Here is a 15,291-nt window from a genome sequence, read left to right on the forward strand (position 1 = left end):
GAGGAAGATCGCCTCGATCATGTCGCCGCGCGCCTGGACGATGGCAAGCGCTGCCAGCTCGCGGTCGTAGAGCGAACCCTCGCTCATCACCCTGTCGACGCCGAGCGCCAGCTGCTCGACGACCTGGTCGAGGCGCAGCGCCGGCACCGAGCGGTCGCCGCGACGGCGATCGGCGAGCAGGCGGTGCGCATTGGCAATCGCGGCCTCGCCGCCTTTCACCGCGACATACATATCAGGCCTCCATCGCCTTGATGCGCGTGGTGCGCGGCAGGCAGGCGACCCCGTCCGGTGCTGCCAGGATGATGTCGACGCCGCGCGGAAAGCGCTGGCTGTTCTGCTTCCACTGCTCGATGAAGTGGCGCGGCATCTCGGCCGGCGCGAGCATCGCCATCTTCTCGATGCCGGGGCCTTCGAGCAGCAGGGGAACGCCCGAGGCAAGATCGCTGACGACGAGGATCAGCGTCGTCGAGCGGTCGGGATATTCCTGCGTGCCTTGCGAAAAGCCATCCAGCGCCATCATCTCGGCCGGCCTGGCTATGATGGCGAAATGCGCGTCGGCCGGCGTGTTGGCGAGCGGCGCGCCGGTGTGGAAGCCGAGCCAGGATCTGACCGGCGCTTCGGCCTGCAAGGCAGGATCGAGCCAGAGCGGGGTGTCGTTGTCACAGAGCGCCAGCGCCACGGCGCCCGATGTCGCCGACAGCGGCGCCGGCGGGCGGGCGAGGGCCGGCAGCGGCTCTATGCTGCCCGGCCGTGCCATGGCGTCCATGACGGCGCGAAACACGGTCTGCGCATTGAAGACCGGATCGGCGAAGCCGCCCTCGATCGCTTGCGTCTCCATCAGTCCTCTCCGCGCACCATGGTGAAGAAATCCACTTTCGTCGCCGCTGTCTCGGCGCGCCGTTTTTCGTGCGCCTCGGCAAGCACCGTACGCAGCGGCGCGATGACCCTGGTCTCGACAATTTCGCGATGGGCCGGGTCCTGCCAGAGCGCGTCGGCGATCGCGGCCAGCTTCGCCTTCTGCCTGTCGCGGCCGAGCGCATAGCTATGGCCGACCTGGCCGGAGGGCAGGCGCACCGTGGCGCGGGTGACCGTCGCCTCGCCGACATTGAAGGGCGCGCCGCCGCCGCCGATGCGGCCGCGCACCGTCACCAGGCCGGTTTCGGGGCCGCGCAAGAGTTCGGCCTCCAGGGGCAGGCCGGCCTCGTTCCAAAGCCGGGCGAGCTCGTCGCCGGCGGACTGCGCCAGCGTCGCCATCGCCGCCTTGCGCCCGGCCTGCTCGCGCGCTTCCTGTCCTCGCATGGCAGCACTCCGTCGATTGCCTAAATTTGTCTATTGATATAGACAACTATACAAATTATACGCATTAGCTAGCGCGAGTCCATGACGGCTGGATGACATCGGCGAAAAGTCTGGGCGGTGAACCCGGGGGCTGACATGAGTGGGCAGCAGGCAGCCAGCATCGAGCGGCGCAGCGGCGTTTCGCTGTGGCGGCAGATCGCCGACCGGATCCTGCAAGGGATCGCGGCCGGCGACTTTGCCGAGAGTGCGGCGCTGCCGCCGGAAATGGCGCTTGCCGAACGTTATGGTGTCAATCGCCATACGGTGCGCAGCGCCATCGCGGCGCTGGTGCAAGAGGGCGTGCTGAGGGCCGAGCAGGGGCGCGGCACCTTCGTCTTATCGCGCAAGCGGCTCTCCTACCCGATCGGCGCCCGCACGCGCTTTTCGACGGGCCTGCAGGGGCAGACGAGCGAGCGGCATATTGCGCTACTCGCCTCATCGGTCGAGCCGGCCAGCCGGCGCATCGCCGATGCCTTGAAGCTCGCCAGGGGAGCCGCCGTGCTCCGCCTGGAGACGCGCGGCGAAGCCGATGGCCATCCGGTGTCGCGCGCCACCGCCTGGTTCGACGCCAGGCGCTTCGCCGGCATCGATGCCGCCATGGCGGAGACGGGATCGGTCACCGCATCGCTCAGGCGCTTCGGCATCAACGACTATCTCAGGCAATCGACGGTGCTGTCGGCGCGCCATGCCGATGCCGCCGATCTTGCCGATCTCGACCTGCAGCCCGGCGCCATCGTGCTGGTGACGGTCGCGGTCAACGTCACGCTCGACGGTCAGCCGATCCAGTTTTCCGAGTCGCGGTTTCCGGCGGAGCGGGTGGAGCTCAAACTGTCGGCCAATGACTAGCCGATGCCGTAGAAGCGTGCGGCGGTGCCGCCGAAGACGGCGTCCTGCTCCGCCGGCGAAAGGCCTGCCAAAAGCTCCTTCGCGGCGGCCAGCCAATTCTCGTAGGTGGCGGCGAGCTCGCACACCGGCCAGTCGCTGCCGAACATCAGCCGGTCCGGCCCGAAGCAGGCAACGAGATGATCGGCATAGGGTTTGAGGCCGGCGACCGACCAGTTCGGCCCGGCCTCGGTGACCAGGCCGGAGAATTTGCAGACGACCGACGGCCGCTTCGCCAGCGCCGCCATGTCGCTCGCCCAGGGCTCTAGGATGCCCTTGGCGATGAAGGGTTTTGCCGCGTGGTCGACGACGATCGGCAGGTCAGGCATGTGGTCGGCGAGTGCGGCGACCACCGGCAAATGGCGCGGCTGCGCCAGCGCGTCGAAACGCAGGCCGAGTTTCGGCAAGAGCTTCAGCGCGGCGAGCTGCTTCGGCTTCAAAATGTCGAAGGTGTCGTCGATATCCTGCAGCATCGGCCTTATGCCGCGGAATTTCGGCCGCGCCGCCAGCCGTCGCAGCGTCGCCTCGACATCGTCGGCTTCGAGATCGACCCAGCCGACCACGGCCGCGATGCTGTCGTCCCTGTCGGCGAGGTCGAGCATGAATTCGGTTTCGGCGACAGTCGCCGCCGCCTGGACGACGACGGTGCGGGCGATGCCGGCGGCCTGGAGGTGCGGCGCGAGGTCGGCCGGGAAGACGTCGCGCATGATCGGCGCGACGTGCGGCCCCATCCAGAAATAGTCGCCGCGCGCGATCTGCCAATAATGCTGGTGCGCGTCGATCCTCTGCATTGTCCTACCCGATCTCGATGACGGCCTTGATCAGACCGGATTTCTCATGCGCCCATCTTGCGAGATCACGCGGCGTGCCCGCAAGGCTCGTGCGGTGGGTGACGAGCTTTGCCATGGGCACCGCACCGTTGCGGATCGAGGTGGCGACATGGTCGAAATCGGCGCGGAGCGCATTGCGGCTGCCGATCAGCGTCATCTCGCGCTTGTGGAACTCCGGGTCGGAGAAGATGATGTCGTCCTTGACGACACTGACCAGCACGAGGCTGCCGCCATGCGCGACATGGGCGAAGGCCGATTGCACCGACTGCGTGTTGCCGGTGGCGTCGAAGACCACGTCGAAGCCCTCGCCATCGGTCGCGTTCCGCACCAGATCGGCCGCCGCCTGCCGCGAGCCGTCGAGCGCGGCGAAACCAAGCTCGCTTTCGGCGAAGCCAAGGCGCTCGCTGCTCATGTCGAGCAGGCTGACGTCGAGGCCGGCGATGCGGGCAAACAGCGCCGTGCCAAGTCCGATCGGGCCGGCGCCGATGACCAGCGCGCGGGCGCCGGGTTCGGTCAGCGCGCGGCGCACCGCATGCGCGCCGATCGCCAGGAATTCGACGGCGGCGGCATCGGCCAGCGACAGGCCGTTTGCCGGGTAAAGATTCTGCGCCGGCACCAGGATCTCCTCGCACATGGCGCCGTCGCGATGGACGCCGAGCACCTCGATCCTGACGCAGCAATTCGGCTTGCCTTTCCGGCAGGCGATGCATTTGCCGCAAGCCAGATAGGGGTTGATGATGACGGCCTCGCCGACGCTCAGGGCGACGCCCTCGCCGGTTTCGGCAACCGTGCCGGAGACCTCGTGGCCCATGATGCGCGGGTAGGCGAGGAACGGGTGCTTGCCCTCGAAGATGTGGTAGTCGGTGCCGCAGATGCCGACATGGCTGACCGCCACCCGCACCCAGCCGGCGGGCGGCGCGCCGGGCTCGGCGCGGTCTTCGAGGACGAGCTCGCCGGGCGATCGGCAGACGACTGCTTTCATGCTTCAATCCAATTGTTTATGCCGCCGGCCCTCGCTTTCGCGGGGCCAGCGGCACTGGGAGGGAACTTACTTGCCGCGGCGGCGCAGCCCGTCAAAATAGACGATGACGATGATCAGCACGCCGGTGATGATGCGCTGCCAGAAGGCGTTGACGTTCAAAAGGTTGGCGCCGTTGTTGATGGTGGCGAGGATGAAGGCGCCAAGCAGCGGGCCGTGCACGGAGCCGACCGCGCCGAACAGCGAGGTGCCGCCGATCACCGACGAGGCGATCGCCTGCAATTCCCAGCCCTCGGCCTGGGTCGGATTGCCGATGCCGATGCGCGACGCGAGCAACACGCCGACAAAGGCGGCGCACAGGCCGGACAGCGTATAGGCCATGTAGATGGTGCGCTGGACATTGACGCCGGACAGGCGCGAGGCCTCGGCGTTGGAGCCGACCGAGAACAGGTAGCGGCCCCAGCGGCTGTGGTGGAGGAAGATGTAGGCCGGGATGCCGACCAGGATCACCATCCAGAACAGGTTGGGGATGCCGACGAAGGAGTTGCGCGAGAATTCCTGGAATGCGTCGTTGTTGATCGAGATCGAATTGCCGTTGGTCATCAACAGGCCGATGCCGCGCAGCGAGGTCAGCGTCGCGAGCGTGATGATGAAGGGCGGCAGGCCCATCCTGACGATGCCGAAACCGTGGAACAAGCCGATGGCGACGCCGACCAGCAAGGTGATCAGGATGGCGGCGAAGACCGGCACGCCGGCATTGATCAGCATCGCCGTGATGACGGTGGCGAAGCCGACCACGGCGCCGACCGAAAGATCGATGCCGCCGGTGATGATGACGAAAGTCTGGCCGACCGCCAGGATGGCGATCATCGAGCCCTGGCGCAGCAGGTTGGAGATGTTGTTGGCCGAGGCAAAGCTCTGCGTCGACACCGACAGGATGACCCACAACAGAACCAGCAGCGCCAGCAGCGTCAGCCCGAACAGGGCGTTATAGTTGCGCTTCGGCTTTTCGGCCGCGATCGCCTCGGTGCTCATTTCTGTCCTCCCTGTTTTTCTTGTTTCTCGGCGAGCGCCTGAGAGAGAATGTCTTCGTGGTCGGCGGTGCGGAAGCCGTGCGTGGCGACAAGCTTGCCGCGCCGGAACACATGCAGCGTGTCGGCGAGCTCATAGACCTCCGGCAGATAGGAGGAGATCAGGATGATGCCGGCGCCGTTGGACAACAGCGTCGAGAACAGGCGGTAGATCTCGGCCTTGGTGCCCACATCGACGCCGACCGTCGGCTCGTCGAAGATGAACAGCTTGGCGCCATGCGCCAGCCATTTGCCGATGACGATCTTCTGCTGGTTGCCGCCCGACAGGCTGGAGGCGAGCGCGTTGCGCGTCGGCGTCTTGATCCTCAGGCCGGCGATCTGGCGATCGGCCTCGACCTTCTCCTGCGTGTTGGAGATCAGGAGATTGTTCGAGATGCGCTTGTAGATCGGCAGGTTGAGGTTGAGGCCGACCGGCAGGTTGAGGCAGAGGCCCTGGTCGCGGCGGCTTTCCGGTGCCAGCGCCATGCCGAGCCGGATAGCATCGTGCTCGGAGTTGACCTGCACCTCCTTGCCTTCCCACAGGATCTGGCCGGCCGATTTCCGATGGCGGCCGTAGAGGGTGGTGACGAATTCGCTGCGGCCGGCGCCGATCAGGCCGTAGAGACCGACGATCTCGCCGGCGCGGACGGTCAACGAGACATTCTCAAAGCCCTTGCCGGAGAGGTTGCGTGTCTCGACGATGGTCGCGCCCGGCGTAAAATGTTCCTTGTGGTAGATCTGCTCGATCGAGCGGTTGATCATCAGCTTGACCAGCTCCGGCTCGCTGGTCTCGGCGATGTTGCGGGTGCCGACCAGGGTGCCGTCGCGAAGCACCGAGACACGGTCGGCGAGCTCGAACACCTCCTCCATGCGGTGGCTGATGTAGATGATGGTGACGCCTTCGCCCTTCAGCCGGCGGATCAGCTTGAAAAGCTGGTCGGCCTCCTTGCGGGTGAGGTAGGCCGTCGGCTCGTCGAAGATCAGGAACTTGGTGCCGCGCACGGTGGCGCGGGCGGCGGCGATCAGCTGCTGCTGGCCGATGGTGAGATCGCCGAGCACGACATGCGCCGGCAGGTCGAAGCCAAGACCGTCGATGATCTTCTGCGCTTCCTTGACCATGGCCCGCTGCTGCAGGATGCCGAAGCGGGAATCCTCCTCGCCGAGGAACATGTTGGCGGCGACGGTGAGGTGGCGGCAGAGCACGACCTCCTGGTGCACGGCATTGATGCCGAGCGCCATCGCCTCGTGCGGGGTCGCCAGCGCCGCTGGCTTGCCCTCCCAGATGACGTCGCCGGAGGTGCGCGGCATGACGCCGGTGAGAAGCTTGATGAGGGTGGATTTGCCGGCGCCGTTCTCGCCGACGATGGCGTGGATCTCGCCGGACTTGAAGGCGAGGTTGACCGGCTTCAGCGCGTGCGTGCCGGGATATCGCTTTTCAAGCCCATGCAGTTCTAGGATCGTCCTGCCGGGCTCCAGCGTGGGGGCGGGGTGCAGGTCCTGCGCCGTCGACGTCATGACAATCCTCCCAGATTGGCCTCAAGATTGGCACGCAACGATGCGGCGCAGCCGCATCGTCAAGGATGGTTCAAGCCAGCGGATCCCCGGATGTGCTGGTGTTTCCGGGGCAGCGAGGCCCCGGAAACAGTGCGCCTATCGCGATGCTTAGTCGAGCTTCGGATTGAGCAGCGCGTCGATCTTCGGCTCTTTCATGTTGGCCTTGGTGACCAGGTTGGCGCCGGTGTCGACATTGGCCTCGACCTTCTCGCCCTTGGAGGCGGCGAGCGCGGTCTTGATGCCGTCATAGCCCATCCGGTACGGATCCTGGACGACGAGGCCGGAGATGACGCCGTCATTGAGGAACTTGATCAGCTTCTCGTCGCTGTCGAAGCCGATCAGCCCGACCTTGCCGGCCAGGTTGTTCTCGGCAATCGCCTGACCGACGCCCTGCGCCATGATCAGGTTGGAAGCGAAGATGCCCTTCAGGTCCGGGTTGGCGGTGATCAGGTCGGTGGCGATGTTGAGGCCGGTGGTGGCCTGGCCGTCAGCATACTTGTCGGCGATCAGCTCAAGGCCGGGATATTTCGCCTTGAGCTGTTCCTTGAAGCCCTGCGCGCGCTGCTCGAGCGAGCCGGCGCCCGGCAGCGCGGTGATCAGCGCAACCTTGCCTTCTACCTTGCCGCCATTAGCCTCGCCGATGGCCGCGGCAAGTCCGTCAGCGGCGACGCGGCCGCCCTGGACGTTGTCGGTGGTCAGGAACGAGGTGAAGGCCTTGGAGTCGGCGCCGGAGTCGATGCCGATGACCTTGACCTTGGTGGCGGCCTCGTCGATCGGCTTGCCGAGCGCCTTGGCTTCGGTCGGCGCGATGACGACGGCGGCCGGGTTGCCGGCGACGGCATTCTCGAGGATCGAGATCTGGCCGTTGACGTCGGTCTCGGCCTGCGCGCCAAGCTCCGGCACGTTGATGCCGAGGTCCTTGCCGGCCTTGCGGGCGCCGGCGAGCACGATCTGCCAGTAGAAGGACGTGGTGTCCTTGACGATGATCGGAATGGTCACGTCCGCCGCCGAGGCCGGCGCCGTGTGCAGCGCGCCGGCGAGCATCGAGGCGGCGGCGAGCGCGACGAAAGCGCGGCGGTTGAGAATGCTGGTCACGAATTTCATGAGGGTTCCTCCCTAGATCGCCCGGTGAAGGTTACGGAAGCTCCGTTCGGATAGGCGCGGCCCAAACAGAACTTTATCAATAAAAAACATTTGCCGTTTGTTGATAGTGCATCGACCCCGTCGACGCAAGTGCTGTTTCGTCACGTCTGCGCGACGGCCTTTGCGTTTGCCGTCGCTGCGTTCGAACGCTTCCGATCCTCCCGAATTTGAGATGGAATATTAATTCCACCCATGTGTCAATATGGAATGTATGTTCTCTCTCGATCGTGAACTCCCCCGGCCCATGTAGCGCAGGGAGCCGGGCAGGAGCTCCGCCTATCAGCCGAGTTCCTGGACCACCGTATAGGGATCGTATTTGGCGTATTCCGCCGGCGCCACCTCGACGTCGAGCAGTTCCAGATTGCGCGTCAGGTTGGCCGGCTTGGCCGTGCCGGTCAGGACCGAGGCCACGACCGGTTCATGCAATGGAAACTGGAAGGCGGCGGCCGCCAGCGGGTAGCCGCCATCGGCCGCGATCCGCTCCATGGCGCCGACGCGGTCGAGGATATCCTTGCTCGCCGGCTGGTAATCGAAATGCGCGCCATGCACGGGGCCGGTCGCCAAAATGCCGGAGTTGAAGACGCCGCCAATGATCAGGGACGTCTGGCGCCGCCGGCAGAGAGGCAGCAGTTCGGCCTCGGCGCTGCGGTCGAGCAGCGAATAGCGGCTGGCGAGCAGGATGCAGTCGAGCGGTGCCCGGCTGAGCACATCGAGGCAGATGCGCACCTCGTTGACGCCAAGCCCATAGGCGGAAATCGTGCCGGACGACTTCAGCTCCTCCAGCGCCTTCAACCCGCCATCCATGAACTGGCGGAAATGCAGCTTCGTCTGCTCGACGCCATGCGTGTAGGTGCCGATGTCGTGGACAAACAGGATGTCTATCCTGTTCAGCCCAAGCCGCGCATAGCTGAACTCGACCGAGCGCATGATGCCGTCATAGGAATAGTCGTAGTCGAGCGCGAAGGGCAGCGGATCGACGTAGGAATGGTCGGGGACCTGGTCGGCCGGAACGGGGCGGAACAGGCGTCCGACCTTGGTCGACAGCACGTAGGACGAGCGCGGCTTCTGGCGCAGGAAATCGCCGGTCCGGCGCTCCGACAGGCCGAAGCCGTAGAAGGGCGCGGTGTCGAAATAGCGCAGGCCGCCGTCCCAGGCCGTCTGCAGCGTTTCCATCGCCGCTTCGCGCGGACAGGCCCGGTAGAGCCCGCCGATCGCGGCGCCGCCGAAGCTGATCTCGCTGACTTCGAGCGCAGTGGTGCCGATCCGGCGCTTGTTCATGCAAAGCCTCCCGCGCCGGCTATCCGTCAGCCGGCCGATGTCTTGTTTGTTTTGACGCAATCCCGGACGGAAAACCGCTTCACGCCTTTTCCTGGAATTGCTCGAGTTGATGTCTAGAGCGTCGCGCCGAGGTGCCAGGGCACGAACTCGTTGTCGCCGTAGCCGAAGGCCTCGCTCTTTGTCTTGCGGCCGGACGCCGTCTCGACGATGAGCTCGAAGATCTCGCGGCCCATGCCGGCGATGGTCTTCTCGCCGGAAGCGATGACGCCGCAATTGACGTCCATGTCCTCTTCCATCTGGTGGTACATGGTCGAGTTGGTGGCGACCTTGATCGACGGTGTCGGCCGGCAGCCGAAGCAGGAGCCGCGGCCGGTGGTGAAGACGATGACGTTGGCGCCGCCCGCCACCTGGCCGGTGGCGGAGACCGGGTCGTAGCCTGGCGTGTCCATGAACACCAGGCCGTGGCCGGTGACCTTCTCGGCATAGCCGAAGACGCCGTTGAGCGGCGTCTGGCCGCCCTTGGCGACCGCGCCCAGCGACTTCTCAAGGATGGTGGTCAGGCCGCCGCGCTTGTTGCCGGGCGAGGGGTTGTTGTCGATCGAGGCGCCGTGCTTGGCGACGTGGTCTTCCCACCACTTCACATAGCCGTCGAGCTTGGCCGCGATCTCGGGGCTTGCCGCGCGATAGGCGAGCAGATGCTCGGCGCCGTAGATCTCCGTCGTCTCCGACAGGATGCCGATGCCGCCGACGCCGGCGAGGATGTCCACGGCCGCGCCCAGCGCCGGGTTGGCGGTGATGCCGGACATGCCGTCGGAGCCGCCGCATTGCAGGCCAACGACGATCTCGCTGACCGGGATCGGCTCGCGCTCGAGGCGACCGACCTCCTCGGCGATCTCGGCGAGCACGCCCATCGCCTTCTCGACCGATTTGCGCGAGCCGCCGGCGTCCTGGATGTTGAAGTGCCGCTTGCCGGCGGCGACGCCCTTCTGGCCGTAGAGGGTCAACTGATTGACCTCGCAACCCAGCCCGACCATCATCACGCCGCCGAAATTCGGATGCCGGGCATAGCCGGCGAGTGTCCGGTGAAGCACCATCATGCCGTCGCCGGTGCCGCTCATGCCGCAGCCCTGGCCATGCACGATCGGCACGAAGCCGTCGATCCCCGGGTATTTCGGCAAGAGCGTGCGGTTGGCCTCGTCGGCGATGGCGTGGCAGACGGTGGCCGAGCAATTGACGCTGGCGATGATGCCGATGAAGTTGCGGGTGCCGGCGCGGCCGTCGGCGCGGCGATAGCCCATGAAGGTGCGGGCGCGGTCGGCCTCGGTCGCGTGCTCGGCTTCGCTCGGCGGCACCACCGGCAGGCGGCCGCTCTCGAAGATCAGATTGTGCGAGTGGACATGTTCGCCGGGTCCGATGTCCTGCGTGGCGCGGCCGATCGCCTGCGCGTATTTCACAACCGCCTCGCCGGTCGCGATCGGCTTGATCGCCACCTTGTGGCCAGGCTCTATCACCGCGACGGCGACAGCGCCGCCCGGCAGCGCCGCGCCGATCTCGATGCGGCCATTGGCGACCGCGACATTGTCGGCGGGAGACAGGAGGATGCTGTTTGCGGCGTTCACGGGCGGTTTCCTGGGATGTTCCTGGGTGCGTGGGCGGATTGACACGCGTCAGTTAATGGATAATGTCTTTTATCGTGAAAAAACATTTTTGCGTCAATTGTTTTTTCGCGAGAGCGCCGCGCGCTTGCGGATGCGAAGGCCAGCCGGCCGGCGTCTGAAAGCGATTCCGCTTTACGGCAGCATGCGTTAGGACCATATCGCGCTTCAGGCCGACCGCTGCAAGCGCCGGCGCGCAACGGGGCGGGGGATGTCAAAAAGCAACAACGTCTACAAGGACGCCTACAACCGCTGCCTCAGGCTGCTCGACGAGACGCAGAGCCTGCCGTCGGAACCGGAGCTCGGCACGCTGCTCGGCGTCAGCCGCACCACGGTGCGCAGCATCCTGGCGCGCATGGAAGAAACCGGTCTGATCGCCTGGAACAAGCGTAGCAAGACCGTGCTCAGGGCGCCGCGGCCGGACGACTTCTTCCCCGAGGAGGAGACCGACACGCTGGCCGAGATCATCGAGCGCTCCTTCATGCGCCGGCTGCTTGCCGGCGGCGCCGAGGCCGGCATGCAGATCAACGAGCTGGAGCTGGCGCGCGAGATCGGCGTCGGCACCACCAGCGTGCGCGAATTCCTGATCCGCTTCTCCCGCTTCGGATTGATCGAGAAGCGACGCAACAGCCACTGGGTGCTGAAGGGTTTTACCCGGGCTTTCGCGATCGAGCTGACCGAGATCCGCGAGATGTTCGAGCTGCGCTCGGCGGCCGCTTTTGCCGCCCTGCCCGAGGAGAGCCCGGTCTGGGCCGATCTCGACCGGCTGGAGGATGAGCACCACCAGCTGGCGCGCGAGATTGCCACGCGCTTCACCGCGTTTTCCGAGCTGGACGAGCGCTTCCACCGGCTGATCCACCGCGCCTCGCACAACCGCTTCATCGTCGACTTCTACGACGTCATCGCCATGATCTTCCACTATCACTACCAGTGGAACAAGGCGCAGGAGCGCGAGCGCAACGAGGTCGCCGTCCAGGAACATCTGGCCTATATCGCGGCGCTGAAATCGCGCGATCTCGGCAGGGTCGACGCCGCCTGCCGCAAACACCTGAAGTCGGCGCGCCAGACACTGCTGACCTCGATCCCCGAAGGGCGGCAGCCGCAACACGCCTGAGCCGCGCCGGGGTCACGGCGATACGCATTGGTCGCGCCGCGTTGCCGCAGCCGTGATTTGGCGATTTTCGCTCGGTTGGCCGCATGCTAGGTATCTGCCGTTGCTGCGTGGAGAGGCAGAGCTTGGACATCCGGCGGAGTCGATGGAGCATGAGGGTCGCGTTCGTCGCGGCCTTGATGCTTTTGCTCCAGTCGGCGCTTGGCGCCTTCGCGGCCGGGCCAGCCGCCGCGCAGCTCGACGCCTTCGGCAATGTCATCTGCACGCATGAGGGCGCTGCCCAGCTTCCCGGCAGCGATCCGCACCGGCAGCACATGCCGGCCTGCTGCGTGCTTGGCTGTAGCATGGTTTCCGCGGCCCACGCGCCGCCGCCCGATGCCGGTGTTCTCGCCCGCAGCCTCGTGCTCCAGGCCGTGGTGTTCGCGCCGCCGGCCTTCACCCATGTCGATTTCGCCCGCGATCGCTCTCCATCGAACCCGCGCGCGCCGCCAGCGACGGCCTGATCCGTCCCGGCTCGTCTCGCGGAACCTTTCGCGGGCGCATTCATCCAACTATCGGACCGTCCGCGGCGTCGCGGCGGTGCGATCACCGCATCATGGAGCAACCATGTTTTCCTTTACCGCAACGCAGGCCAGCGCGTCTGGCCGCAGCAACCGATCCCGGCGCTGGCAGCGCCTCGGCATCCTCCTTTCCACCCTCGCCATGCTGTTCGTCGGCGCTCGCGCCGCCTTCGCGCATGAATTCAAGGCCGGCGATCTCGAAATCGAGCATCCCTGGTCGCGGGCCACGCCTGCCGGCGCCAAGGTCGCCGGCGGCTATTTCACCATCATCAACAAAGGCAGCTCGCCGGACCGGCTGCTGGCGATTGCCTCCGACATTTCGGAGAAGGCCGAACTGCATGAGATGGGCGTCAAGGACGGCGTCATGACCATGCGCCCAGTCAGCGGCGGCCTCGAAATCCCGCCCGGCGGCAAGGTGGCGCTCAAGCCGGGCGCCTATCACCTGATGTTCGTTGGGCTGAAGCGGCAGCCCAAGCAGGGCGAAAAATTCCCGGCGACGCTCACCTTCGAGAAGGCCGGCAGCGTCACCGTCGAGTTCGAAGTCGAAGGCATGGGTGAAACCGGTGACACCGACATGGACCACGCCGAGTGACCCGGCAATCACACAAACTTCGAGGGACAATCATGAACAAGTATCTTTTGACGGCCGGCGTGCTTTTCTCGCTCGGGACAGATGCGGCGCTGGCGCACGTCACGCTGGAAACCCAGGAAGCGCCTGTCGGTTCTACCTACAAGGCGGTGCTTCGACTGCCACATGGCTGCGAGGGCAAGGCGACGACCGCCGTGCGCGTGCAGATTCCAGAAGGGGTGATCTCGGTGAAGCCGATGCCGAAACCCGGCTGGACGCTGCAGACCAAGAAAGGCAAGTACGAGAAGTCCTACCAGCTCTATGGCGAGACGCTGACCACCGGCGTCAAGGAGGTCGACTGGAGCGGCGGCAATCTGCCGGACGAATTCTATGACGAGTTCGTCTTCAGAGCCAATCTGACGGCGGATCCGCCTGTCGGCCAGATGCTCTACTTCCCTGTCGTGCAGGAATGCGACGGCGGCGCTGCGGCGCGCTGGATCGAGATACCGGCCGCGGGGCAGGAGGAGGACGAGCTGGAAAATCCGGCGCCCGGCATCAAGCTGCTGCCGAAGAAATGATCTCCTGGCGGCGCGCTCCGTTCCAGGGCGCGCGCCGCCTGCTTCGAGATGGTGGCATGAGCGCTTCCACAAGGACCTGCATCGACGACTGGCGAGCCGCCCGGCTTTTTGCCCGGCTTCTGGCCGTCATCTTGCTGTTTACGGCTATGGCGCTGCCGGACCGCGCCTTCGCGCATGCGACGCTGATCGACGCCGATCCCGTGGACGGCGCGGTGCTGGCGCAAAGCCCGGCAAGATTCTCGCTGAGCTTCAGCGAGCCGGTGTCGCCGCTGGTGCTCAACCTGGTGCGGCCGGACGGCACTCAGCTTGTCCTGACGTCCTACCGGCTCGACGATCAGACCATCGAGATCGACAATCCCGAGACGCTGAAAGCCGGCACGCATGTGCTGAGCTGGCGGGTGATTTCGGAGGACGGCCATCCGGTCGGTGGCTCCGTGCTCTTCTCCATCGGCGCGCCGAGCGCTCCACCGGTGGCTGGGGAGGCGGTCGACTGGCACCTGCGGTCGGCCATCTGGATCGGCAAGGTCCTGCTCTATGTTGGCCTGTTTCTTGGTGTCGGCGGCGCCTTCGCGCTTGCCTGGCTGGCCGAGGACCAACGCTGCGGCCGGCGCTTCGTCATCGACGCGATCCTGTGTGGCCTGGCGGCGGCGCCAATGTCGCTTGGGCTGCAGGGGCTCGATGCGCTGGGCGCGCCGCTTGCACGGCTGGCGCAGCCGGTGGTCTGGCAGACCGCGTTCGCCACCAGCTTCGGCTGGACCGTTCTGATCGCGCTGATCGCGCTCGGTCTCGGCCTGCTGTCGCTGGCCGGGCCGCGCGGCGGCCGCATGCCGCTTGCCCTTGCCGGACTGGCCGGCGTCGGCGCCGCGCTCGCCGCCAGCGGCCATGCCAGCGCGGCGGAACCACAATGGCTGACGCGGCCGATGGTGTTCCTGCACGGCGCGGGCATCGCCTTCTGGGCCGGCGCGCTGGTGCCGCTCGGGCTTTCGGTGAGGCAGCAGTCGAAGGATGCCGGGGCTTTCCTGCATCGGTTTTCGCGTGCGATCCTGCCGGTCGTCGCCGTGCTTGCCGCCGCCGGCATCGTGCTTGCCGTCATCCAGGTGCAGGCGCCGTCGGCGCTGGTCAGCACCGCCTATGGCAGGCTGTTGCTGGTCAAGCTGGTGCTGCTCCTGTTCCTGTTCACGCTCGCCACGGTCAACCGCTGGACGCTGACGGCTCCGGCCGAAGCCGGCGCCACCGAGGTGCAGCGGCGGCTGGCGCGCTCGATCGGCGCCGAGGTGCTGATCGTGGTCGCCATTTTCGCCGTCGCCGCCGGCTGGCGTTTCACCCCGCCGCCGCGCGCGCTGGCGATCGCCGCCGCGCAGCCGGTGTCGATCCACATCCACACGCTGAAAGCGATGGCCGATCTCAGCATCACGCCCGGCCATGCCGGGCCGGTCGCCGCGTCGATGGTGATCATGAGCGGCGATTTCGGGCCGCTCGACGCCAAGGCGGTGACGCTGGTGCTGTCGAAGCCGGATTCCGGCATCGAGCCGATCAAGCGGCCGGCGACGAAGCCGGGCGACGGCACATGGCGCGTCGACAACCTGATCATCCCGGTTCCCGGCCGCTGGACGGCGCGGCTCGATATTCTGGTTTCGGATTTCGAGGTGGTGAAGATAGAGGCGCCGATCGACATCCGCGCCGAGTGACAAATTGCTCGAGGCGGTTGACGCCATCGCAAAGGCCCGTCAATCATCCCGGCAAAA

17 protein-coding genes are annotated in these 15,291 nt (G+C 66.2%); 7 read left to right on the plus strand and 10 right to left on the minus strand.

Features of this window, described 5'->3' with window-relative positions:
* From EN738_RS06525 to phnG, 3 genes are all read right to left on the minus strand, one after another.
* A partial coding sequence (locus tag EN738_RS06525) for a carbon-phosphorus lyase complex subunit PhnI (RefSeq protein ID WP_189605766.1) occupies positions 1–231 on the minus strand: 231 nt, incomplete at its 3' end.
* A gap of 1 nt (position 232) precedes the next feature.
* Positions 233–838: a phosphonate C-P lyase system protein PhnH gene (gene phnH, locus EN738_RS06530; RefSeq protein WP_127282982.1), complete on the minus strand. Its 606-nt coding sequence runs from the start codon at positions 836–838 to the stop codon at positions 233–235.
* On the minus strand, positions 838–1,299 hold the full coding sequence (phnG, locus tag EN738_RS06535) for a phosphonate C-P lyase system protein PhnG (protein WP_127282983.1): 462 nt from the start codon (positions 1,297–1,299) through the stop codon (positions 838–840). The genes phnH and phnG overlap by 1 nt, the downstream gene beginning before the upstream one ends.
* Positions 1,300–1,434: 135 nt before the next feature.
* On the opposite strand from phnG, the gene phnF reads away from it, so the two are divergent.
* Complete coding sequence (phnF, locus tag EN738_RS06540; RefSeq protein WP_127282984.1) at positions 1,435–2,184, plus strand: phosphonate metabolism transcriptional regulator PhnF; 750 nt, start codon at positions 1,435–1,437, stop codon at positions 2,182–2,184.
* On the opposite strand, the gene EN738_RS06545 is transcribed toward phnF, so the two are convergent.
* The 7 genes from EN738_RS06545 to EN738_RS06575 form a co-directional block, all read right to left on the minus strand.
* On the minus strand, positions 2,181–3,011 hold the full coding sequence (locus EN738_RS06545) for an amidohydrolase family protein (protein WP_127282985.1): 831 nt from the start codon (positions 3,009–3,011) through the stop codon (positions 2,181–2,183). The two genes, phnF and EN738_RS06545, sit on opposite strands and share 4 nt — an antisense overlap.
* A gap of 4 nt (positions 3,012–3,015) precedes the next feature.
* Positions 3,016–4,032, minus strand: a complete 1,017-nt coding sequence (locus EN738_RS06550; RefSeq protein WP_127282986.1) for a zinc-binding alcohol dehydrogenase family protein — start codon at positions 4,030–4,032, stop codon at positions 3,016–3,018.
* A 66-nt stretch (positions 4,033–4,098) separates the two neighbouring features.
* Positions 4,099–5,064, minus strand: a complete 966-nt coding sequence (locus EN738_RS06555; protein WP_127282987.1) for an ABC transporter permease — start codon at positions 5,062–5,064, stop codon at positions 4,099–4,101.
* Entirely contained in the window at positions 5,061–6,614 is a 1,554-nt protein-coding gene (locus EN738_RS06560; protein ID WP_127282988.1) for a sugar ABC transporter ATP-binding protein, read from the minus strand. The genes EN738_RS06555 and EN738_RS06560 overlap by 4 nt, the downstream gene beginning before the upstream one ends.
* A 147-nt stretch (positions 6,615–6,761) precedes the next feature.
* The gene (locus tag EN738_RS06565) at positions 6,762–7,757 is read right to left on the minus strand and encodes an ABC transporter substrate-binding protein (RefSeq protein ID WP_127282989.1); all 996 of its coding nucleotides are present in this window, start codon (positions 7,755–7,757) and stop codon (positions 6,762–6,764) included.
* 318 nt (positions 7,758–8,075) lie between these two features.
* Complete coding sequence (locus tag EN738_RS06570) at positions 8,076–9,074, minus strand: aldo/keto reductase (protein ID WP_127282990.1); 999 nt, start codon at positions 9,072–9,074, stop codon at positions 8,076–8,078.
* A 113-nt stretch (positions 9,075–9,187) separates the two neighbouring features.
* Positions 9,188–10,693 carry an altronate dehydratase family protein gene (locus tag EN738_RS06575; RefSeq protein ID WP_127282991.1) on the minus strand — a complete coding sequence of 502 codons (1,506 nt, stop codon included), beginning with the start codon at positions 10,691–10,693 and terminating at the stop codon, positions 9,188–9,190.
* On the opposite strand from EN738_RS06575, the gene EN738_RS06580 reads away from it, so the two are divergent.
* The 6 genes from EN738_RS06580 (at position 10,674) to EN738_RS06605 (ending at position 15,234) form a co-directional block, all read left to right on the plus strand.
* Entirely contained in the window at positions 10,674–10,883 is a 210-nt protein-coding gene (locus tag EN738_RS06580) for a hypothetical protein (RefSeq protein WP_127282992.1), read from the plus strand. The two genes, EN738_RS06575 and EN738_RS06580, sit on opposite strands and share 20 nt — an antisense overlap.
* A gap of 57 nt (positions 10,884–10,940) precedes the next feature.
* Positions 10,941–11,843 (plus strand): GntR family transcriptional regulator, encoded by a 903-nt coding sequence (locus EN738_RS06585; RefSeq protein WP_127282993.1) that lies wholly within the window; start codon positions 10,941–10,943, stop codon positions 11,841–11,843.
* 149 nt (positions 11,844–11,992) lie between these two features.
* Positions 11,993–12,343, plus strand: a complete 351-nt coding sequence (locus EN738_RS06590) for a DUF2946 family protein (RefSeq protein WP_127282994.1) — start codon at positions 11,993–11,995, stop codon at positions 12,341–12,343.
* Positions 12,344–12,446: 103 nt separating this feature from the next.
* Positions 12,447–12,992 (plus strand): copper chaperone PCu(A)C, encoded by a 546-nt coding sequence (locus tag EN738_RS06595; protein WP_127282995.1) that lies wholly within the window; start codon positions 12,447–12,449, stop codon positions 12,990–12,992.
* A gap of 32 nt (positions 12,993–13,024) precedes the next feature.
* Complete coding sequence (locus tag EN738_RS06600; protein ID WP_127282996.1) at positions 13,025–13,546, plus strand: YcnI family protein; 522 nt, start codon at positions 13,025–13,027, stop codon at positions 13,544–13,546.
* A gap of 56 nt (positions 13,547–13,602) precedes the next feature.
* Entirely contained in the window at positions 13,603–15,234 is a 1,632-nt protein-coding gene (locus EN738_RS06605) for a copper resistance CopC/CopD family protein (RefSeq protein ID WP_127282997.1), read from the plus strand.
* Positions 15,235–15,291 lie beyond the last annotated feature (57 nt).

Source organism: Mesorhizobium sp. M4B.F.Ca.ET.017.02.2.1 (genome assembly GCF_003998955.1).
Taxonomy (GTDB): domain Bacteria; phylum Pseudomonadota; class Alphaproteobacteria; order Rhizobiales; family Rhizobiaceae; genus Mesorhizobium; species Mesorhizobium abyssinicae.